General features: G+C 50.7%; 18 protein-coding genes. 11 read left to right on the top strand and 7 right to left on the bottom strand.

What is annotated here, in order from left to right; genetic code table 11:
- Nucleotides 1–27: 27 nt before the first annotated feature.
- From nrfD to nrfB, 3 genes are read right to left on the bottom strand one after another with little or no spacing between them, the layout of a single operon-like run.
- On the bottom strand, nt 28–987 hold the full coding sequence (gene nrfD / locus C9J03_RS25020) for a cytochrome c nitrite reductase subunit NrfD (protein WP_044623666.1): 960 nt from the start codon (nt 985–987) through the stop codon (nt 28–30).
- Nucleotides 984–1,676, bottom strand: coding sequence for a cytochrome c nitrite reductase Fe-S protein (nrfC, locus tag C9J03_RS25015; protein WP_044623667.1), 693 nt, complete (start codon nt 1,674–1,676; stop codon nt 984–986). The genes nrfD and nrfC overlap by 4 nt, the downstream gene beginning before the upstream one ends.
- 10 nt (nt 1,677–1,686) lie before the next feature.
- The gene (gene nrfB / locus C9J03_RS25010) at nt 1,687–2,292 is read right to left on the bottom strand and encodes a cytochrome c nitrite reductase pentaheme subunit (RefSeq protein ID WP_044623668.1); all 606 of its coding nucleotides are present in this window, start codon (nt 2,290–2,292) and stop codon (nt 1,687–1,689) included.
- 597 nt (nt 2,293–2,889) lie between these two features.
- Between nrfB and nrfA the strand changes: the two genes are divergently transcribed.
- The 5 genes from nrfA (at nt 2,890) to C9J03_RS24985 (ending at nt 11,945) form a co-directional block, all read left to right on the top strand.
- A complete protein-coding gene (nrfA, locus tag C9J03_RS25005; RefSeq protein WP_420813027.1) occupies nt 2,890–4,284 on the top strand; it encodes an ammonia-forming nitrite reductase cytochrome c552 subunit in 1,395 nt (464 codons plus the stop codon).
- An 895-nt stretch (nt 4,285–5,179) separates the two neighbouring features.
- The gene (locus C9J03_RS25000; RefSeq protein ID WP_044623670.1) at nt 5,180–6,451 is read left to right on the top strand and encodes a TolC family protein; all 1,272 of its coding nucleotides are present in this window, start codon (nt 5,180–5,182) and stop codon (nt 6,449–6,451) included.
- Between the two features lie 26 nt (nt 6,452–6,477).
- Nucleotides 6,478–8,250, top strand: a complete 1,773-nt coding sequence (locus C9J03_RS24995) for an efflux RND transporter periplasmic adaptor subunit (RefSeq protein WP_107291764.1) — start codon at nt 6,478–6,480, stop codon at nt 8,248–8,250.
- Entirely contained in the window at nt 8,250–11,405 is a 3,156-nt protein-coding gene (locus C9J03_RS24990) for an efflux RND transporter permease subunit (RefSeq protein ID WP_044623671.1), read from the top strand. Before C9J03_RS24995 ends, C9J03_RS24990 begins: the two co-directional genes overlap by 1 nt.
- A gap of 12 nt (nt 11,406–11,417) precedes the next feature.
- On the top strand, nt 11,418–11,945 hold the full coding sequence (locus tag C9J03_RS24985) for a CueP family metal-binding protein (RefSeq protein ID WP_052829803.1): 528 nt from the start codon (nt 11,418–11,420) through the stop codon (nt 11,943–11,945).
- Between the two features lie 153 nt (nt 11,946–12,098).
- Here the strand turns inward: C9J03_RS24985 and C9J03_RS24980 are convergent, their stop codons facing one another.
- The gene (locus tag C9J03_RS24980; RefSeq protein WP_044623672.1) at nt 12,099–13,022 is read right to left on the bottom strand and encodes a LysR family transcriptional regulator; all 924 of its coding nucleotides are present in this window, start codon (nt 13,020–13,022) and stop codon (nt 12,099–12,101) included.
- 136 nt (nt 13,023–13,158) lie between these two features.
- On the opposite strand from C9J03_RS24980, the gene C9J03_RS24975 reads away from it, so the two are divergent.
- The 4 genes from C9J03_RS24975 to C9J03_RS24960 all read left to right on the top strand — a co-directional run bounded on the left by C9J03_RS24975 (nt 13,159) and on the right by C9J03_RS24960 (nt 16,862).
- Nucleotides 13,159–13,827: an SDR family oxidoreductase gene (locus C9J03_RS24975; RefSeq protein ID WP_044623673.1), complete on the top strand. Its 669-nt coding sequence runs from the start codon at nt 13,159–13,161 to the stop codon at nt 13,825–13,827.
- Nucleotides 13,828–13,898: 71 nt separating this feature from the next.
- Nucleotides 13,899–15,086, top strand: coding sequence for an MFS transporter (locus C9J03_RS24970; protein WP_044623674.1), 1,188 nt, complete (start codon nt 13,899–13,901; stop codon nt 15,084–15,086).
- A 38-nt stretch (nt 15,087–15,124) separates the two neighbouring features.
- On the top strand, nt 15,125–15,754 hold the full coding sequence (locus C9J03_RS24965) for a GrxB family glutaredoxin (RefSeq protein ID WP_044623675.1): 630 nt from the start codon (nt 15,125–15,127) through the stop codon (nt 15,752–15,754).
- A gap of 10 nt (nt 15,755–15,764) precedes the next feature.
- Nucleotides 15,765–16,862: an alkene reductase gene (locus C9J03_RS24960; protein WP_044623676.1), complete on the top strand. Its 1,098-nt coding sequence runs from the start codon at nt 15,765–15,767 to the stop codon at nt 16,860–16,862.
- A 56-nt stretch (nt 16,863–16,918) separates the two neighbouring features.
- Here the strand turns inward: C9J03_RS24960 and C9J03_RS24955 are convergent, their stop codons facing one another.
- The 3 genes from C9J03_RS24955 to amrS all read right to left on the bottom strand — a co-directional run bounded on the left by C9J03_RS24955 (nt 16,919) and on the right by amrS (nt 19,230).
- Nucleotides 16,919–17,587 (bottom strand): TPR domain-containing protein, encoded by a 669-nt coding sequence (locus tag C9J03_RS24955; protein WP_231580675.1) that lies wholly within the window; start codon nt 17,585–17,587, stop codon nt 16,919–16,921.
- A 162-nt stretch (nt 17,588–17,749) separates the two neighbouring features.
- Nucleotides 17,750–18,058, bottom strand: a complete 309-nt coding sequence (locus C9J03_RS24950; RefSeq protein ID WP_039468503.1) for a glutaredoxin domain-containing protein — start codon at nt 18,056–18,058, stop codon at nt 17,750–17,752.
- A gap of 86 nt (nt 18,059–18,144) precedes the next feature.
- The gene (amrS, locus tag C9J03_RS24945; protein ID WP_044623677.1) at nt 18,145–19,230 is read right to left on the bottom strand and encodes an AmmeMemoRadiSam system radical SAM enzyme; all 1,086 of its coding nucleotides are present in this window, start codon (nt 19,228–19,230) and stop codon (nt 18,145–18,147) included.
- A gap of 236 nt (nt 19,231–19,466) precedes the next feature.
- Here amrS and amrB point away from each other — a divergent pair, with 236 nt between their 5' ends.
- Both amrB and amrA read left to right on the top strand, forming a co-directional pair.
- Nucleotides 19,467–20,255 carry an AmmeMemoRadiSam system protein B gene (gene amrB / locus C9J03_RS24940; RefSeq protein WP_044623678.1) on the top strand — a complete coding sequence of 263 codons (789 nt, stop codon included), beginning with the start codon at nt 19,467–19,469 and terminating at the stop codon, nt 20,253–20,255.
- Nucleotides 20,224–20,814, top strand: a complete 591-nt coding sequence (gene amrA / locus C9J03_RS24935; RefSeq protein WP_044623679.1) for an AmmeMemoRadiSam system protein A — start codon at nt 20,224–20,226, stop codon at nt 20,812–20,814. The genes amrB and amrA overlap by 32 nt, the downstream gene beginning before the upstream one ends.
- Nucleotides 20,815–20,940: the final 126 nt, after the last annotated feature.

Raw genomic sequence — 20,940 nt, 5'->3', positions numbered from 1 at the left:
GGCGATTTTATTCATTTCTTCCGCAACCTATAAGGTTGTCATTTGTCCAGCATACAGCACAAACGTACGTAGCATCAGTACACCGATCAAACTTAGGGTCGTCACCAGCATAATAAAGGCTTTGTTGTGTTTGACACCGGCAGGGCTAACCGCATTCAAGCCAAGCGGCACCAACATCCCCATGCCAATCACGCCGTACCAGAACCAACTGGCCCAGAAACCGCCGCCAATAGCAGCCATGGCTGCAGCTTGGCTTTGGCCACCACCGAAATACAAGCCGGTAAACAGTGCAAAAATCACAAACAGCTCGAACATCACCACCGGGCGCTCAAACTTGTGCACCCAGCCTACACTGGCACTTGTCGCTGACTCTTTGAATACCACCACACCAAACAGCAAGCAGGCCGCGGCACCGGAGGACAGGCTCGAGAACAGGAACAAGATCGGCAACACGGGGTTGTTCAGCATCGGGTAGGTCTGTAGCGCCGACAGCAGGAAGCCGGTGTAGGCCGCCAGAACCAAGGCCAGGAAGCCAAGGAACAGCTCAATGCTGTTTTCGAAACGATCAAGTACTTTCAAGACCTTGCCAACAATTGGCAATTTTTCACCCAGCAAGTCCAGCAGCTCGTTCTTGTAGATAATGGCAAGCCACGCGAACAGGACAACCAGGTAAACCTGGAACAGTACTACACCCATCGACATCACTGAGGTCGGGTTGTAGAAAATCATGATTTTCCAGAACGACCACGGCTTGGTCAGGTGGAAGATCAGGATCAACAACCCCACGATGATCCCGAATGGCGCCAGGATCGCCGTCGCTTTGATAATACCGTTGCTGGCCGGATAACCTTCGATCACCTTACGCTTGAGGTAAATTGCAATCATCACCGCACCAGCTGACATCCCCGCCAGGAACAGGTAGACCGCAATGATCCAGTCCCAGACCAGCGAGTCAAAATAAAAGGCATCTGCAAATGTCGTACTCATCCTTTTATCTCCCCTTTTCCATGTGGCACCTTATACATCTTAGGCGCGGTGCCGAGCTCGACTTTTTGTCGGTAGACCGGCTTCTGCGTGATGAGCTGGCTGATTTCACTGTTAGGATCATTCAAATCGCCGAAGGTCAGTGCCTTGGTTGGGCATGACTCAACACATGCCGGTTGTTTGCCTTCCTTGAGGTTGGTTTCACGGCAGAAGTCGCACTTATCCGCTGATTTAGTTTCAGGGTGGAAGAAGCGCACCTGATAAGGGCATGCTGCCAAACAATAGCCACAGCCGACACATTTGAAGTTATTAACGGCAACAATACCAGTTTCTTCATCTTTGAACGCGGCTCCCGTCGGGCATACATGAACACACGGTGCGTTATCACAATGCTGACAAGAGATACGGGTAAATTGATAGTCAACATTCGGGTATTCGCCCTGTGGCTCACTGCGAACGATCTCCAGTCGCGAAACCCCTTCAGGCACATTATTGACTTCACGGCAGGCATCGGTACAGGCGGTACAACCGATACACAATGTTTCGTCGTGAACCATACCGTAGCGCTTCACCCCATCTTCCATGGTCGCCGCCAGTGTCTTGCGACCGCCAACGAGGTTAGAGGCTGCCACCCCGGTAGTGAAGATAACTGCCCCGGCACCGGCCAGGAAGTTACGTCTTGAACACGTCATACACTCTCCCCTACTTTTTTGCTTTTGTCTGATCAGAATGGCAATCGACACAAAGCTTGATTCTTGGCTTTCTCTCGATACCTTTCATCGGATCAGATGTTGGGTGGATGTTGTGGCAAGAAGCACATGAGAGATCCAACGCGTGGACATCGTGGGTCCAGTTTGCTTCACGCAGGTTCTCAGCCTCATGACAGTTCACACAGGTTTCGTTTTGCTGCGTGATCCAGGCGACATCGGCGGCAGGTTTTTCAGTACCGGCAACAGACTGCGCAGGAGCAAACTTGGTTACCTCTTTTGCGCCATTGCGGTGATCCTTGCCTACATTGCTGTGGCAATCCACGCAGGTCACATCACGGTTTGTGTGCGGATTGATGGCGTCGCTGTGTGCGCCGCTGAGAACGTCTTGTTCATCTTTATGACACTGGGTACAGGCGTAATCCCGGTCACGGATGAATTCAACGACATGTCTGCCGGACTCCGAAGTGGTTACAGAAGGATTGGCTGCTGTGGCTTCTGTGCTTTGGGAGTCTGCGGCAACATTGATTGAGAAACCCCAAATACACATAGCGACAAACAATGTCAGCATGCTATTCAGGGCTACTTTATGATTGCCCATTTTTCACCTTTTCATCTTCCACAATTACTTTTTTATTAAAATCAAAAAGTAACCGGTGCTGATAATACAAATCAGGCACATACGTGCCCCTTGATTTTTGCAATTAATAATCCATTGCACTTGAAATCAATTCTTATTTGCATCATTCTTAAGCCACAACGCTCAACAAACGTATTAAACTATATTTCAGGATGTGAAAATATGCGACAAATAACAAATACACCAAAAGCAGTATTGAATATGAACTTTTACTGATTTAGATCAACAGCAAAACCCTCCCTAACATGTTGTTTTAAAATAAATTTAAACCAGAACACCCACACCATCCCAAAGGGTTATGTAAATACCCCCTTAGGGGTATATGGGTAAATTATTAATCTAGCTCGCGTTATTCACTTTTCCCTTTTGATCCACAACAAAAAAAGAAATCGCTTTTATCTCAGTTTTTAACCTTTCTGATATTCTTATTTAGAACTCTGATTCTGTTTGCATCGAAAAGCCGCATTCACAACGCTTGGCTCTATTTACAACAAGAATTATGGAGTGCACATCGTGAGTAATAAATGGACGAGAAATACTGCCGCTGTTGCAGCATTACTGTCTGCAATATTTCTTTCTGGCAATGCATTAGCTAGCGAGCAACCTGCAGAAAAAGAAAGAATTGAAGCACGCAACGAAACCTTTGCCGCTGACCATGTCGATCAGTTCAAAACATGGGAAGCTACCAAGGAAAGTAAAGACATCGAAGATGCCCTGGAAGGTGATCCGAACATGGTCATCCTATGGGCTGGCTATGGCTTTGCTAAAGACTACAACAAAGCCCGAGGCCACTACTATGCGTTGACAGATGTTCGTGAAACGCTTCGTACTGGCGGCCCTCAGGATGAAAAATCGGGCCCGATGCCGATGGCTTGTTGGAGCTGTAAGAGCCCCGACGTTGCCCGGGTGATTGACGAGCGCGGTGAAGATGGCTATTTCGAAGGCAAGTGGGCACGCTTGGGCTCGGAGATCAGCAACACTATCGGCTGTGCTGACTGCCACAATACCAACAGCGAAGATTTCAAACAGGGCAAACCGGCCCTAGCCTTGTCACGCCCATACGCGGCCCGCGCGATGGAAGCGATCGGCAAGAAGTTTGAAGACGGTTCGCGCCTTGACCAGCAGGCCCAGGTCTGCGGCCAGTGCCACGTGGAATACTATTTCCAGAAACAAAGCCACAACTCAGTGAAATTCCCATGGGATATGGGCACCGGTGTTGACGAGATGGAAGTGTATTTCGATAACCTCGGCTTCAGTGATTGGACCCACGGCCTATCGAAAGCCCCAATGATCAAAGCCCAGCACCCAGAGTACGAAACGTGGCGCGACGGTATCCACGGCAAGAACAACGTAACCTGTATCGACTGTCATATGCCGAAAGTACAGAATGAAGACGGCGTCGTATTTACCGACCACAAAGTGGGTAACCCATTCGACCGCTTCGAAGATACTTGTGCCAACTGCCATACCCAGGATAAAGAAACCCTGCAGGGCATTGTCTCAACTCGTAAGGCGCAAGTACTGGAAATGAAGCTGCGCACCGAGAAGCAAATTGTTGCCGCCCACTTCGAAGCCAAAGCCGCTTGGGATGCCGGCGCGACCGAGGAAGAGATGAAGCCAATCCTGACAGATATACGCCACGCACAATGGCGCTGGGATTACGCGATTGCCTCACACGGTGTTCACATGCACGCTCCAGAGGTCGCGCTTCGCGTTCTGGGCACTGCGTTGGATAAAGCGGCCGATGCCCGCGCCAAAGTGGTTCGCCTGCTGGCAACCAAGGGCATTACGGAGCCTGTGGAAATTCCTGATATTTCCACCAAGCTCAAAGCCCAACAAGCACTTGGCATGGATATGGACGCAATGAACCAGGAGAAAGAAGACTTCCTGAACACTGTCGTGCCTAAATGGGAACAAGAAGCCAAAGTTCGCGAAGCGAGCTACGACCAATAAGGTTTCTCCTACACAAACCGATAAACAACGCCCCGATTTGCCGGGGCGTTGTTATTTTATTGCTGCGAGGCTGAAGATAACCAACTATCTGAAAGCCATCATGAACTTTATCATTGCCACGCAAGCGCAACAAAACTCAACAAAGTGTTAGAAAGTATTACCCAGCAACATCAATTCAGTAATTCCCGATGAGTGCTTAAGACATAAAAGTGTATTGCGCCTTTCAGGAAATCAAATAAAACCATTAAAATTCATAACCTTAAAAACATCTATTTCTTTCACGCTAAAATAAAAGGCCGTCATAAAGTCAGATTTTAACCTGGCAGGGCGATTTGACTCACACCCAGCAGTAAGGTTTATAATTTCCAGCGAATTTGGCACAGGCTTTATTTAATGCGTTTTCCTCGTTTCATCACACTGTTGTTGCTGCTGACAATCTCCCTTTCGGGGGGAGTCGCTGCTACACCTGTCAGTTATGAAACCAGCGATTTAGCGCCACACATTACAGCCATTAATCCAAGCGATTGCCATGGGGCTGACACTCATTGTGACCACCATGACGCCTCCTTGCACCATAACGCTTCACATCAAAGTTCTTCAAGCAACAGCCATGCAGAGCCGATGACAAACAGCTGCCCTCACGATGGATTGCAAGAATGTTGCCTGATCACGCCTTGTAACTTTTCATCTGCGGCATTTACCCACACCATCGTCAAAATGCCGAATTTCAATTTCAGTGGCCAACGCCCGTCCTCTGCCGTTTCTTTCTATCTGTCGGCCTCGCCTAATAACCTGTATCGGCCTCCAATAGCCTAACTGTTCACTTATTTATCAATGGCGTATTGAATGCCACGGCATCAGTTCGTCTGTTATTCACTAAATAAAATGAATAGTCATGAAAATCCGATACCTAAATTTAGCCGCAGCGCTTTGCGGTACGCTGCTGAGTGTGCCAGCTGCATTGGCCTCGCTGACTCTCTATGAGGCAGTTGATATTGCCATCGAGCAAGATACCACCCGGCTACAGCTGGATTACCAATCTCAAGCGCTACGCGAGAGTGCGGTTGCCGCCGGTCAATGGATGGATCCCAAGCTGAAAGTCGGCGTGGGCGGTCTGCCGGTGGACAGTTTCTCCCTGAATGACGACATGATGACAAGTGTCTCCGTCGGCTTGATGCAGACCTTCTCGCGGGGAAATACCCTCGCCTTGCAGGAATCACGTGGCGGCATCGAAGCTGACAGCATGGAGCTCGCCATGGAGCTTCGGGCCCTCGAACTATCACGAACAATTACGGAACTGTGGATTGAGCTATATTATCTGCGGCAATCCCATGAGTTGCTGCTGTCCCGCCAAAACCTCTTGGAACGCCAGCATAGCGAGGTAACCGAGTCTTATGCCCTGGGGAATAAGGCCGAAGCTGAAGCGGTATTAGCCGTTGAAATTAGCCAAGGACGTATCGAGCAACAGTTACTGGCAAACAAGCAACTTCAGCAGGTCCAACTGGCACGCCTGACCGAATGGCTAGGTAGCGATCTTGCTTCTGTTGATGCCAGCCGCTTGCCACAATGGCCTATGCTCCAGCAAATGCTGCAAACCCCTGACCGCTGGCCCGAACAGTTGTTGTCTCACCCGAGTGTTCGCCAACTCGACAAGTTAATCGAGCTTCGCGCAACCGATGTGGACATTGCCAACGAGGCTTATAAGCCAGAGTTTGGTGTCGAAATGATGTATGGCTATCGCCAGGCAGAAGATATGGGTGGCCGTCAGGCCTCTGATCTCGTCAGTGTGTCTCTGACGATGGATCTGCCGCTGTTTACCAACAAGCGCCAAGACAAACGCCTCAATGCCGCCCAGCTCAATATGGTTGCAGGCAAAGCACAGCGCGATACATGGCTGCGCCAACTGCATGCAGAAATCACTCGACTAGAACAGGAAACTACCCTCACCCAGCAGCGAATTGATACCTATCAAAATCAAATTATTGAACGCAGCAAAGCACGTCTCGCCACGGTGGAAAGCAGCTATGAAAGTGGCTTTGCCACTTTCGCCGATGTGATTCAAGCCTCAGATGAGCTGCTGACCGTGGAAATGGAGCTTGCACGGGTGAAAGCCGATCATCACCAACGCCTCAACCAGCAGGCTTTCTATCTGAACCGCTACTTCTAAAGCCAATACCAACAGGAACATGAATAATGAAAAAATATGTTATGACCTTTTTAGCTCTGAGCATCAGTGCTGGTGTTGGCTTTACGTTGGGCAAACACGCAGATAGTACCCATGCACATGCAGAACATACCGGCGAAAAGCAACCGCTTTACTGGGTCGCCCCAATGGATCCCAACTACAAACGCGACCAACCGGGTAAATCACCGATGGGCATGGATCTTATTCCGGTCTATGAGGAAGATTTACAGGGCGGAAATGAGCCTGCAGGAACAGTCTTTATCGACCCTGCGGTTGAGAACAACCTCGGCGTCAAGAGCGCGCCGGTAGAGTATCGAAACTTAGCGCTGCCGGTGGACACAGTGGGCTATGTCAGCTTTGATCAGCAACGCTATTGGCAGGTAAACCTGAGGGTCAATGGCTGGGTCGAGCGCCTGCACGTCAATACCACAGGGGAGAAAGTCAGTCAGGGAGATGTACTCTTTACGCTCTATTCGCCTGAGTGGGTTAAAGCCCAGGAAGAACTGCTCAATGCCGTTCGCGCCAACCGTAATGCAATGGTTAATGGTGCAAAGCAGCGGTTACGTGCACTAGGCATGGATGATGCCCAGGTGTCCCAGGTTATTCGCTCCGGCAAGCCGATTCACCATGTCGCGGTTAAAGCCCCTGCTGATGGCATTATTGATGCTCTGAATATTCGCGAGGGGGCATTTTTGTCACCTCAGCAAACCGTCATTAGCGGCGGTGCACTGGATACGGTCTGGGTCGAGGCCGAAGTTTTTGAACGGCAGGCAGGCCAGGTGAAGGTTGGCTCTCGTGTCAACATGGCAATTGATGCCCTGCCAGGCGAGCAGTGGCAAGGCTATGTCGATTACATCTACCCGGTACTGAATTCGGCAACACGTAGTATGCGAGTGCGAGTGGTCTTTGATAACCCCGAGTTGCGTCTTAAACCTAACATGTACACCAAGTTAGTAATAGAAGCAGCGTCTGATCAGCAAAGTCTGGTCGTACCTCGCCAGGCCGTGATCCGAAACCGTGACATGACCCGTGTTGTCTTGGCGCTCGGAGACGGCAAATACCGCTCTGCCCGGATAGAAACCGGAATGGAAAACCGTGAATGGATCGAAGTGACTGCCGGCCTGACCGATTCAGATAGAGTCGTGACATCGGCGCAATTCATGCTGGACTCTGAATCATCACAAAGTGCCGACCTAAGCCGGATAAATGGTGCTGAAGCTGCCCCCGTAATGGTCGATGGTCTTTTTGTCGCTTCTAATGGTCATAACCGGGTTCGGATATCCCATATGCCAGTACCGGAATGGAATTGGCCTGCGATGGAAATGGACTTTGACGTCTCAAATGATGTCAGCTTCAAGGCGTTATCAAAAGGTGCCCCGATCCGCTTTGCACTGCAGAAAGAGAAAAACCAATACCTCATTGTTTCCCTGTCAGATGAGAAACCACAGTTGCCCGATGATTTCGTGCTGAGCGATCACAGTCATATGGATCATAGCAATATGGACCACAGTGCGATGGGACACGACATGATGGATCACAGCACCATGGACAACAGCAATATGGACCACAGCGCGATGGGGCACGACATGATGGATCACAGCACCATGGATCACAGCGCGATGGGGCACGACATGCTGGATCACAGCACCATGGATCATAGCAATATGGACCACAGCGCGATGGGGCACGACATGCTGGATCACAGCACCATGGATCATAGCAATATGGACCACAGCGCGATGGGTCACGACATGATGAACCACAATAAGGATGGCGAGTAATGATAAACAAAATTATCCGTTGGTCGATCACCAACCGATTCTTTGTCCTCATCGCTGCGGCCATGCTGGCAGCCGGCGGGCTTTATTCGGTGAACAAAACCCCTATCGATGCCATTCCTGATCTGTCGGATGTGCAGGTCATCATCAAAACCAGCTATCCGGGACAAGCACCACAAGTTGTCGAGGACCAAGTGACCTACCCGCTATCGACGGCCATGCTGGCAGTCCCTGGCGCGCAGGTCGTTCGTGGCTTTTCCTTCTTCGGTGACTCGTACGTTTACATTATCTTTGATGACAGCACCGATATGTACTGGGCTCGCAGCCGGGTCCAGGAGTACATGGGGCAGGTTTCCTTACCGGCAGCAGCAAAACCCGAGCTGGGGCCGGATGCCACCGGGGTTGGCTGGGTGCTGAGCTATATCCTGCAGGATAAAACCGGTCAGCATGACCTGAGTGAATTGCGCAGCCTGCAGGACTGGTTCTTGAAATACGAGCTGCAGACTGTCGATGGTGTCTCAGAAGTGGCGACTGTCGGCGGTATGGTTCGCCAGTACCAGGTTCAGATTGATCCTGACAAGTTGCGGGCTTATAACCTGACCCTGGCCCAAGTCAACCAGGCGATTCAGAGCGGCAACCAGGAGGTGGGCGCCTCAGTGATCGAAGTCGCAGAGGCCGAGCATATGGTGAGAACCACGGGTTACCTGCGCTCTGCGGAAGATATTGCCGCCCTGCCACTTAAACTGTCTGAAACCGGCACCCCCTTGATGCTCGGTGACATCGCTGATATCTCGATGGGACCACAGATGCGCCGCGGTATTTCAGAATTCAACGGTGAAGGTGAAGCTGTCGGTGGTGTCATCGTTATGCGATACGGGGAAAATGCCCGTGAGGTTATCACCAATGTCAAAACGAAAATGGCCGAACTGGAACGTTCGCTGCCAGATGGCGTCGAGATGGTCATCACCTATGACCGTTCAGGCCTGATTGACTCGGCAGTTGATAATCTCAACAACACCCTGATCAAAGAGTTTGTGGTCGTCACGCTGGTTTGTGCGCTGTTCCTTTTCCATATTCGCTCTTCGCTGGTTATCTTGATCAGCTTGCCACTTGGTATTCTCAGTGCGTTCATCATCATGCAGTGGCAGGGTATTAACGCCAATATCATGTCTCTGGGCGGGATTGGTATTGCCATTGGAGCCATGGTAGATGGTGCCATTGTGATGATCGAAAATGTTCACAAGCATCTTGAGCGAAACACAGAAACCGACAAAAACCGCTGGGAGATCATTGCTACTGCTGCAGAAGAGGTGGGGACTCCCCTATTCTTCTCGCTGCTTATCATTACCCTCAGCTTTGTCCCGGTGTTTGCCCTGGAAGGCCAGGAAGGCAAGATGTTTGCGCCACTGGCTTTTACTAAGTCCTACGCCATGGCAGCGGCGGCTGGGTTGGCCATTACACTCGTACCGGTGCTGATGGGCTACTTCGTTCGTGGCCGTATCATGCCCGAGCAGAAAAACCCTATCACCCGTATGCTAGTGGCCAGCTACCGCCCGATGCTGAAATTGAGCCTTCGCTATCCTAAGACCATGATCGCGATGTCGTTGGTGTTGCTGGCATCGGCCTGGTACCCGTATAGCAAAATGGGCAGCGAATTTATGCCTCCGCTCGATGAAGGCGATCTGATGTACATGCCAACAACCTATCCGGGGATCTCGATTGGTAAAGCGCGGGAATTATTGCAACAAACCAACAAGCTGATCAAAACCATCCCTGAAGTCGAGACGGTTTGGGGCAAGGCCGGACGTGCCGAAACGGCAACCGATCCTGCTCCGCTGACGATGATAGAAACGTTTATTCAGCTCAAACCGCGCAGTGAGTGGCGCGAAGGCGTTACCACAGACACATTGCGCAACGAGCTTGACAGCTTGGTGAAATTTCCCGGCCTGAGCAACGCGTGGGTTATGCCAATCAAGACCCGTATCGATATGCTCTCGACCGGGATAAAAACACCGGTGGGAATTAAGGTTTCAGGTCCGGACTTAAAGACCATCGAAAAAATCGGCAAATCGCTGGAGGAAGTTGTCGGCCAAGTGCCTGGGGCTGTATCGGTATACGCTGAGCGCGTAGCCGGCGGACGGTACGTGACTATCGATGTCGATCGTCACCGCGCGGCTCGCTACGGCTTATCCATCCAAGATGTCCAGCAGGTGACCAGTGCCGCCGTCGGTGGGATGAACGTCGCTGAGACACTGGAAGGGCTTGAGCGCTATCCGGTGAATGTCCGCTATCCGCAGCATTACCGAGATTCTGTATACAGCCTGCAGAATCTGCCGCTCGTTACGCCGCTGGGCGCGCATATCACCCTTGCTGATGTCGCCGATATCCGCTACGAGGATGGCCCTCCGATGATCAAAACCGAAAATGCTCGCCCCAACGGCTGGATTTTTGTCGATATCGAAGGCCGAGACCTTGGCAGTTTTGTCGAAGAGGCCCGCCAGCGGGTTGCCGAGGAAGTCAGCTTGCCAGCCGGCTATGCCATCAGTTGGTCGGGGCAGTACGAGTATATGCAGCGCGCGATGGAGAAGCTGAAAATTGTTGCCCCGGTGACACTCGGCATCATCTTTATGCTGCTCTACATGAGTTTCCGTCGCTTTGGCGAAGTTGCCATCATTGTCGGTACCCTGCCGCTAGCCCTCGTGGGTGGCCTTTGGTTGATGTACTACCTTGGCTACAACCTCTCGATTGCCGTTGGGGTTGGTTTTATCGCCCTAGCGGGTGTGGCAGTCGAAACCGCCATTATCATGCTGGTCTACTTGAACCAGGCCTGGCAACGCAGGATAACTGAACGGGAGCAGCAAGGGAGCCATGTCACAGAGGAAGATCTCGAGCAAGCCATCTTAGAAGGGGCTGGACAACGCATCCGCCCAGTAATGATGACCGATCTCACGGTCGTTATCGGCCTGATCCCAATTATGATCGGCAGCGGCACGGGCTCCGAGGTGATGCAGCGCATTGCCGCACCTATGCTCGGAGGCTCGGTATCATCGGCTCTGCTGACCCTGCTGGTGCTGCCATCTATCTACAAGCTTTGGAAAACCTACTCTCACCGCCTGCAAACTGCACCGGCGGCTGAGGTTCAATTAAATATCAATTAAAGAAAAACTATTATGAAATACTTCAACAAAATCGCACCTGTAGTCGCCCTAATGGCTTCGTTTGGCACATCAGCAATGACGGCAGAAGAGTTTAGCGCTCTTAGCCCGCAGCAGGCGTTAAAACACTCTCACCAGTGGCATCGTACCGGTGAGGCAACCGTTAAGGTGATGCCTGACAGCCTCGAAGCTACGCTGCCTTCTGGCGAGGAAGCGGCCATTCCGCTGACCGAGGAGTTCCTGCTGTCAGTCGCGCCGTATATCAACTACACCCACCCTTGTACTTACCATGTACCGACAGGGTGCCAGGGCGAACTGGTGGAAGAAGAGCTGCACCTGATGATCAAAGATATGGCAACAGGTAAAGTCGTGAAGAATGAGATGGTCACCACGCAAAAAGATGGTTTCATCGATATCTGGATGCCACGAGACGGTGACTATCAGTTTATGTTCCACAAAGGTAACTTGATGGCATCAGAAGTACTTAGCACCAAAGGGGACAGTCGCACCTGCATCACCACAATGAAGTTGGTAGCCATGTAACCCCATAAACCGCACGGGCCGGATTCTGGTGTAAGCCAGCCCGTGCAACACTCGAGGGGATGAAGCCAACGATCGCTAAGCTAAGCGAACCAGGCCCCGTAAATTTTCCCCTTCTCCGGATAATGGACAACGCCCCACTTTAGCGGGGCGTTGTTATTTCTCGGCCAACAACTCAAACCGCTCAATCAAGAAATCCAAGAACAAGCGAATCCGCTTCGGCTGATACTGCCTGCTCATATAAATAACGTTCAAATCAGCGCCTGCCGCTGAAGTGGACGCGTTGAAGTTCTTCATGTACCCATTTAGCACTGTCATTAAGCGCTGCTGCTTAATATCTTCTTGTACATCCAGCATGGATTTCAGTGCAATACCAGCCCCGTCCAAGGCCCACTGGCGAATGACTTCACCGTCATCGGAGAAACGCTTGGGTACCACAGTCACAGTATTGTGCTTTTCATGGTCCTCGAAGTGCCAGGTTTTCAACTCTTCGTTGTTGCGCACCATGGCTAAACAGTCATGGCGAGCCAGATCCTGCGGCGTGATGGGCGTTCCCTTCTTGGCTAAATACCCTGGCGATGCACACAGCACCCGTCGGCTAGATGCCAGCTTGCGCGAGATCAGGCTACTATCGGCAAGCTCGCCGTAGCGAATCACAATATCCAGCCCGGACTCAGCGAGATTCGACAGGTTATCGTTCAAGTAGAGGTATGGGGTGACATCGGGATATCGCTCGGCAAAGTCTGACACAAGAGCTGAAATGTACTGCTTGCCGATATCCCGCGGCGCAGAAATTTTTAAGGTGCCACGCACTTCTTTCACCCCGGTTTGCAGGAGGTTTTCCGTTTCCCTCACACTATCGAGGATCTCAAGACAAGCCAAGTGGTACATAGCGCCTGAATCCGTCAGCGAAAGATGGCGTGTACTGCGGTTTAGCAGCTTAACGCCATAGCGATCTTCCAGCGCCTGTAACCTTGCCGTTACTGTCGCTGGCGACAACCCCAACTCCCGTCCCGCCGCTGCAAGACCTTGGTTTTTAACGATGCTTACAAACAACGCCATATCCGCAAACTTGTCCACTCTCTGCTTCCTTCCTGTTACCCCTGCCCCATCACTATTCAGTTAAACCGAACAATGAATTCGAATTATAGCTAATTATCAATTTAAATTGAATTCATATACTAGCCCCATCGAAACAAACTAAGAGACAGTCACCATGAATACAAAGAAAACCGTGTACGTGATTATCGGGGGCACATCAGGAATTGGTGCCGAGCTTGCCAACCAACTGAAAAGCGACAACACAGTGATCCATGTTGCCAGTCGAAAGACGGGGTTAGACATCAATGATGAGCAATCTGTATACCGCTATTTCGAATCTATCGGCGCGATTGACCACCTTGTTATCACCGCAGGCTCTTTTGCCCCAGCAGGGAAAGTCACTGATATCGACACTGCAGCAGCCAAGGCGGCCTTCGATACCAAATTTTGGGGGACGGTCCGCACCGTCAAACATGCCGCCCGCTATATCAAGCAAGGGGGATCCATCACCCTGACCACGGGCATGCTGTCACGCAAAGTCGTCGCCGGTACGTATGTCAAGACCGCCATCAATGCAGCCTTGGAAGCCATCACTAAAGTGCTGGCTAAAGAGCTTGCGCCAATTCGGGTCAATGCCGTCAGCCCCGGCCTAACCCAAACAGAGGCCCATAAAGGGATGAGCGAAGAAGACAGGAATGCCATGTATCAGCATAGCCAGAGTAAGCTACCGGTAGGTAAGGTCGGTCAACCCACCGATATCGCGATGGCTTATGAACTGTTGATGCACAACAGCTATATGACCGGTGCAGTCATCGACGTTGAGGGAGGAGCACTGCTCAACTAAACGCCGCCAAAACAACGACTTTTCAGACAACCTTGGCACCTAACACTCAAAAAAAATCATAGAGATTTCCCATGAATAAACAAAAGATGCCGCTGCAGGTATGGGTCTTGACGCTCGCAGCCTTTGCGATTGGCACCGCAGAATTTGTTATCGCAGGTATTCTGCCACAAGTCGCTCACTCCCTTTTGATTACCGAAGGCCAAGCTGGCTACCTAATCAGTGCCTATGCATTGGCAATCGTGGTCGGCGGCCCGCTACTGACCATCTACCTGGCCCGGTTCAACAAAAAAAACGTATTGGCCGGCCTGATGGTGCTCTTCATCGTCGGTAATCTACTGTCTGCGTTTGCACCGAACTATATCGTGCTCATAGCCAGTCGCGTAATAACCGGCTTGGTGCAAGGACCTTTCTACGGCATTGGTGCTGTAGTGGCGACCAATCTAGTGTCAGAAAAAATGGCAGGTCGAGCGGTAGGCCAAATGTTCGCAGGCCTGACTCTGGCTAATGTTTTGGGCGTGCCTGGCGGTACTTGGATTGGCTTGCAGTTTGGCTGGCACACCACGTTCTTAACCGTTGCCGCCTTTGGCCTGATGGCACTGTTCTTTATTACTGCTGTCATTAGGCCCGCAGGTCACGGCGAAGCCAAAGATGTCAAAGCACAGTTGCTGGCGTTCAAAAATCCCATGCTGCTGCTCAGCCTTGCCATCACTGTCTTTGCTTGGTCCGGTTTCATGACACTTTATGGCTACTTGGCGCCAATCGCGGTGCATATCACCGGGCTTGCCGAAGGCACCGTTACTTGGATTTTGGTTATCGTCGGACTCGGTCTGATCATTGGTAACACCATCGGCGGGCGCTCCTCCGATAAGAATTTACACCGAGCATCCATGTTCTGGGCCATCGCCATGATTGTATCTCTGGTAGCGGTCGGACTCGCTGTCGAAAGCAAAATCATGTTTATCGCTGCGGCCTTTGTGTTTGGTATCGCTTCTTTTGCCAATGTACCTGCGATGCAGTTGCGAGTGATGAACCATGGCGGTGAGGGCCAGGAATTAGCCGCAACGGCAAACATTTCTGCTTTCAATTTGGCCAACGCATTCGGCGGGGTCTTGGGTGGCATGGTGCTCGATAGCCCAATGGGGGCAGGCATGATCCCCTATGCCGCGGTTGTGGTCCCGGTTGTCGGTTTGTGGCTAATCGCCAAAGCCAATCGCCGCGAACGCTCTCAACCCACGGTTACCCCCGCCTTCACTCACTGAGTTCAAATTATTAATCTAACAGACCATTAGGATAAAGTATGAAACTTTATATTTTTGAACATTGCCCTTTCAGCGCTCGTGTTCGCTATGTTGCCGGTATGCTCAATATCTCATTGGATATCATCAACCTCGACTATGACGATGATACGACCACCGCCGACATCATTGGTACTAAACAAGTTCCTGTATTAGTCAAAGACAATGGCCAAGCCATGGCTGAAAGCCTCGAAATTATCGAGTACTTCTTGACACTGGCCGATTCAACCGAGACACACCTACCTTCTCAGAAGGTGCTGAACTGGCAACGTAGCGCTTTCCTGCCGCTTCAAAAAGTAGGCTACCCGCGCTGGTCAAGCATGAACCTTCCCGAGTTTAGCTCTGACTCAGCCAAGCTGGCCTGGCGAAACAAAAAAGAGACCGAAGCATTGGACTTTGACACCCTGCTTCGTGAGACTCCGGCTATCGCCAGAGAAGTAGAATCTTTAATCCAGCAAGCCAGCAAAGTGCTCAATTTGATGTCGAAGCAGCCTATGACCTTAGTCGACAAAGCCATCATGTTCTCCATTCTCAGAGGCTTTTTCAGCGCAGCGGAGCTCCAGTGGGATCACGCCGTCAAAGAATGGATGGTATCTGCCAGCAAGAAAAGCAACGTAAAGCTACTGAAGTAAAGAGGCCATTATGAGCAAGCTATTCGAACACACTCAGCTAAAACACCTTGCCCTGCAAAACCGTGTGGTCATGGCGCCAATGACACGCGCGCGCACCAGTCAGCCGGGCAATATTCCTAACCCAATGATGGCGACTTACTATCAACAACGTGCAAGTGCAGGATTGATCATCTCAGAGGCCACGCAAATATCTGATGACGCACAAGGCTACTCTTTCACGCCGGGCGTCTACACCGATGAGCAAGTAGCCGGTTGGAAACCCGTTACCCGAGCCGTTAAGGCACAAGGGGCGGCAATGTTTTGCCAACTATGGCATGTGGGGCGTGTCTCCCATCCGACATTCCACAACGGCGAGCTGCCGATAGCCCCCTCAGCATTAGCCCCAGTCGATACAAAAGTTTGGATCGCCGATGAGCAAGGCAAGGGCAACATGGTTGACTGCGCTGAGCCTCGAGCCATGACTCAAGCCGATATCGATAGAGTGATCCAGGACTTCGCCTACTCGGCCAAACGAGCCATCGAAGCTGGCTTTGATGGGGTTGAAATTCATGGTGGCAACGGATATCTCATCGACCAGTTCCTGCGCACCAACTCCAACCAGCGCAGCGACAACTATGGTGGCAGCCGCGAAAACCGACTTCGCTTTTTACTGGAAGTTGTTGAAGCGGTGTGTACAGAGATAGGTGCAGACAAAGTTGGCGTCCGACTCGCACCTTTCATTACCTTCAAGGATATGAATTGCCCCGATATTGTGCCAACCATCCTTGAGGCATCAAAGCAACTTCAAGCTCGTGATATTGCATACCTGCACTTATCAGAAGCCGACTGGGATGATGCACCGGTGATCCCGGAAAGCTTCCGTATTGAACTGCGCGAACGCTTCACCAATACCATTATTGTTGCGGGCAGTTACACGCAAGCGCGTGCCGAGGCGGTGCTGGATAAGGGCTATGCCGATCTTGTCGCATTTGGCCGGCCGTTTGTCGCCAACCCAGACTTGGTATCTCGCCTGAAAAACCACCAGCCGCTGTCAAACCTCGATGGCGCCACGCTATTTGGCGGCGATCACCATGGCTACACTGATTATGCGGCGTGCGAGATAAGCTAGGGCCGGACCGCTAATGATACCGATAGACAGCGCACCGATAATGTCGGGGCGTTATACTAAAAAAAACTCTTCGCCCGGTTGATTGCATTGATAATCTCAACCCGGTCCAGATCCGTCCGCTCGGTATCGAGCACTTGCTGCCAGGTATCGATGGCTTTCTGGTAGCGGGCATTGAGGAAATAGTCAGAGGCCAGCAACATCAGGGCTGAAATATTATTTTTATCCAACGCCAAGGCCTGTTCCAGCCAAGCCTGACTTTGCGGCGTGAAGTGCTGCTTTTCCTGATAATAGCTTGCTGTTGCCATTGCCGAGTAGATATTCGACTGCGGTTCAGGCGCAAGCCTTAACGCATACAGAAATGCAGTTCCGGCATTCTCAAACTCGCTGCTATACATATAGGCGTTACCCAACGCATACCAAAGCTCGCCATTTTGCGTGTCTTCACGCAGCTTATCCTGTATTTCTTTGATTCGCTTCTGGTTCAACTCAGAGGCACTCATCAGCATTTCTTCAGGCACCGCTTGAGGGGGTTCTGGCCGCCGCACCGTATTTTGGGGTTCATGGCCCAAAAAGGCATAGCTGGTTACGGAGAGCACCGCCAGTAACGCAACAATCATCAACGAAACCGGCGTCACTTTACGGTTGTATCGATACGAATGACCAATAATCAATGCGCAAGCCATAATTAACAACAGCAGGAAAAACAATCCTTGGTAATTCAGCATTCCCGAAAATCCATATAGCGTAATTGAAATACCAGTTTACCAGAGCCTTGAAATGGCACCTGAAAAGAATGTCGGATATTTAGCCCAGATCAAATCAAAAAAGGCAGCGCCACTGCGCTGCCTTTCAATTGCCTCGATGACTGAGCAGAATACCCGCTGAGCTTACAGCTCAAAATCACCAAACGCATCGTTTTCTACCTGACGCGCAAGAAAAGCAACCAAATCATCGTGACCACCAATATATTGACCATCCAGAATGATTTGCGGAACGGTTCGAACCTGGTTACCGGTTTGCTGCTCGATAAAATCAACCATCATTGTTTTGGCAAGATCAGCTCCCAAGACCAAGGTCGTATACTCAGTACCACGCTCATCCAAAATAGCCTTTGCTTTTACACAATAAGGACAGTTTGGCTGGGTGATCACCAAGTTCTGGTAGCCAGCAAGTTGCTCCATCGTCATATCAGACATGTTTAGTTTCTCATTCCGGTGTGATGTAGTAGCCAAGATTAAAGGATTGCTGATGCCGCTGACAAGTACTCACGCCGCAACAAAGCTCACTCGCTGGCAATTTGCACAGGAATCCTCTGTCGGCCAAAACTTTTCAGGATCGGTTTAAAGCGCCCAGCCAACTGATAGCCACAATAAGTGCACTCTCCCTGTTCGGAGAGATGGGTATCTCCGAGTTGATACCAGTTTCTGGTCAGGACATTCTGGCCACAGCCCGGGCAATAGGTACTGTCTCCTTCGACATCAAAAATATTCCCTACATAGGCATAGTGTAAACCGTTGGCTATTGCTATCTCGCGCGCTTTTTTCACCGTCTCGGGAGGGGTAGGCTGTTTGTCCATCATTTTGAAGTCAGGATGAAACGCACTAAAATGCACCGGCACATCAGGGCCGAGGTTGTCATGTACCCAGCGGGTCAGCGCCTCTATCTCCTGGGGACTGTCGTTTTCGCCGGGGATCAACAAGGTGGTAATTTCAAACCACACATCGGTTTCGTGGCGCAAGTAGAGCAAGGTGTCGAGTACGGGAGCAAGATGGCCGCTGCATATTTTATGGTAAAAGCGCTCAGTAAAGGCCTTCAGGTCAATATTCGCCGCATCCATGTAACGGTAAAACTCAGCACGGGGCTTTTCACATATATACCCAGCGCTAACCGCAACACTGTGTATCCCCAACTCCCGGCAAGCCTGTGCGGCATCAACCGCATACTCCATAAAGATCACCGGATCGTTATAGGTAAAGGCAATACTGTCACAACCATACCGCTGAGCAGCCAAAGCCAGTTGTTCCGGCATGGCAGTGGAACATAAGGTATCTATCTGTCGGGACTTACTGATATTCCAGTTCTGGCAGAACTTACAACCAAGGTTACACCCTGCAGTACCAAACGACAGCACCGAGGTACCGGGGTAAAAGTGATTAAGCGGTTTTTTCTCAATCGGATCGATACAAAAGCCGCTGGAGCGACCGTAACTGGTCAGCACAATTTTCCCCTCATGGGCCTGCCTGACAAAACAAGCCCCTCGCTTCCCCTCTCGCAATCGACACTGTCGGGGACAAAGGTCGCACACCACCCTACCATCATCGAGCCGATGCCAGTATTTTGTTGGATAGAATTCAGGAGGTTGAGGCATGACAGTCACCCAAATGGTTATGCCCAAGCAAACTCGCTCTACAGAAGCCAGCCAATGTACATATTGGTGTGACAGACAGCCTTGGCATCGGTCTCCATTACCTGACACAAGGTTGCTTGCTGAACTGAACACATTGATCTGGTTCTAATTTCTGACACGATGAGATCACTTAGGGATATTTATTCCTATACTTAAGATTAGTCCAGATCTTTAGACTGTATACTGGTAGGTAGCCTATGAATACACGTCCTCCAGCCGTTGCAGGCCAGTTCTATTCCCGCTCAGCGGCTACCCTGAAAACACAAATGGATAAATGGCTTAAGGCCTGCCAACATGGTACCCCGGTCCGGGCCATTATAGTGCCCCACGCCGGGTATATGTTTTCGGGCAACGTCGCCGCCGAAGCCTACCGTTACCTGCTGCCAGAAGCCGAACGAATTCGCCGGGTGATCCTTATAGGCCCCAGTCACCGCTACTATTTCCAAGGCTGTGCCATTCCCGCGGCGGATTATTTTCAAACACCATTAGGTCAAGTCAAAATCGACACACAATTGGTTGAAAAGCTGAAGGAAATAGAAGATATTGAAGTATCGGATCAGGTTCATGCCCTAGAGCACTGCCTCGAAGTGCAATTGCCTTTCCTGCAGTCATGTTTACATGACTTCACCCTGTTACCGCTCTTAACCAGTAATGTAAGCCCAACAAAAGTCGCCAAGCTCATTGATACCCTTTGGCAAGGTGACGACTGTCTACTCGTTGTCAGTAGTGATTTGAGTCACTTCCACTCCTATGCGGAAGCCCAGCGTATTGACAGCCAGACCTGCAAGATGATTGACAACTACGAGCCAACTCTCGCTCCTGAGCAAGCTTGTGGTTCAACAGGCATTAATACATTGCTATTGCTAGCCAAACAAAGGGGATACACACTTACTCGTAAAACACTAATAAACTCTGGCGACACTGACGCCGGAGATAAGGAGAGAGTCGTAGGATATGTCAGCTATCTCGTTTCAGAACCTCAATAAAGGTGAGCTAACCCAACTTTTGGATGTGGCTCGTGATGCCATTCGTGGCCACTTCTCTGATGATCTTCCCCAGCCTCCACAGCTTGATTTATATAGCAAGAAACTACTTCAGCCCGGAGCCTGCTTTGTTACCCTTACCGTAAATGGTCAGCTTCAAGGGTGCCTGGGCACCACTGTCGCACACTCTCCACTGGTAATGGAAGTACACAACAAAGCCCGAGCAAGTGCCTATCAAGACCGCCGATTTATGCCGCTGGTCGAAGAACAACTTGATGACTTGATGGTGGAAGTCTCGGTTCTTTCCCAACCAGAAGATCTCGCTGTCGACTCTGAGCAAGCACTCGTTGACTATCTGGACAATAACAAAGTCGGCGTTATCCTGTCGGATAATCATCGCCAAGCTTTGTTCTTGCCACAAGTTTGGGAGCAACTGCCAAATCCCAAAGACTTCATCCGCCAACTGAAATTAAAAGCCGGCTGGAACAGCGTTTACTGGTCTCCATCGATGAAAGTGCAGGTGTTCAAAGTCAGTAGTATCAGTGGTAAGTATTACTACTAGGCTATTGGCTATTGGCTATTGGCTATTGGCTATTGGCTATTGGCTATTGGCTATTGGCTATTGGCTATTGGCTATTGGCTATTGGCTATTGGCTATTGGCTATTGGCTATTGGCTATTGGCTATTG

Origin of the sequence: Photobacterium gaetbulicola, assembly GCF_003025515.1 — a bacterium.
GTDB classification, from domain to species: Bacteria; Pseudomonadota; Gammaproteobacteria; order Enterobacterales; family Vibrionaceae; genus Photobacterium; species Photobacterium gaetbulicola.
Note: the sequence above shows the minus strand (reverse complement) of the source record. Positions and strands in the feature narration are given on the sequence as shown.

What these genes read in the sequence shown, in the direction of transcription:
- nrfD (WP_044623666.1), bottom strand. Translation starts at nt 987, where the DNA reads ATGAGTACGACATTTGCAGATGCCTTTTATTTTGACTCGCTGGTCTGG.
- nrfC (WP_044623667.1), bottom strand. Translation starts at nt 1,676, where the DNA reads ATGACGTGTTCAAGACGTAACTTCCTGGCCGGTGCCGGGGCAGTTATC.
- nrfB (WP_044623668.1), bottom strand. Translation starts at nt 2,292, where the DNA reads ATGGGCAATCATAAAGTAGCCCTGAATAGCATGCTGACATTGTTTGTC.
- C9J03_RS25000 (WP_044623670.1), top strand. Translation starts at nt 5,180, where the DNA reads ATGAAAATCCGATACCTAAATTTAGCCGCAGCGCTTTGCGGTACGCTG.
- C9J03_RS24995 (WP_107291764.1), top strand. Translation starts at nt 6,478, where the DNA reads ATGAAAAAATATGTTATGACCTTTTTAGCTCTGAGCATCAGTGCTGGT.
- C9J03_RS24990 (WP_044623671.1), top strand. Translation starts at nt 8,250, where the DNA reads ATGATAAACAAAATTATCCGTTGGTCGATCACCAACCGATTCTTTGTC.
- C9J03_RS24985 (WP_052829803.1), top strand. Translation starts at nt 11,418, where the DNA reads ATGAAATACTTCAACAAAATCGCACCTGTAGTCGCCCTAATGGCTTCG.
- C9J03_RS24975 (WP_044623673.1), top strand. Translation starts at nt 13,159, where the DNA reads ATGAATACAAAGAAAACCGTGTACGTGATTATCGGGGGCACATCAGGA.
- C9J03_RS24970 (WP_044623674.1), top strand. Translation starts at nt 13,899, where the DNA reads ATGAATAAACAAAAGATGCCGCTGCAGGTATGGGTCTTGACGCTCGCA.
- C9J03_RS24965 (WP_044623675.1), top strand. Translation starts at nt 15,125, where the DNA reads ATGAAACTTTATATTTTTGAACATTGCCCTTTCAGCGCTCGTGTTCGC.
- C9J03_RS24960 (WP_044623676.1), top strand. Translation starts at nt 15,765, where the DNA reads ATGAGCAAGCTATTCGAACACACTCAGCTAAAACACCTTGCCCTGCAA.
- C9J03_RS24955 (WP_231580675.1), bottom strand. Translation starts at nt 17,587, where the DNA reads ATGCTGAATTACCAAGGATTGTTTTTCCTGCTGTTGTTAATTATGGCT.
- C9J03_RS24950 (WP_039468503.1), bottom strand. Translation starts at nt 18,058, where the DNA reads ATGTCTGATATGACGATGGAGCAACTTGCTGGCTACCAGAACTTGGTG.
- amrS (WP_044623677.1), bottom strand. Translation starts at nt 19,230, where the DNA reads ATGCCTCAACCTCCTGAATTCTATCCAACAAAATACTGGCATCGGCTC.
- amrB (WP_044623678.1), top strand. Translation starts at nt 19,467, where the DNA reads ATGAATACACGTCCTCCAGCCGTTGCAGGCCAGTTCTATTCCCGCTCA.
- amrA (WP_044623679.1), top strand. Translation starts at nt 20,224, where the DNA reads ATGTCAGCTATCTCGTTTCAGAACCTCAATAAAGGTGAGCTAACCCAA.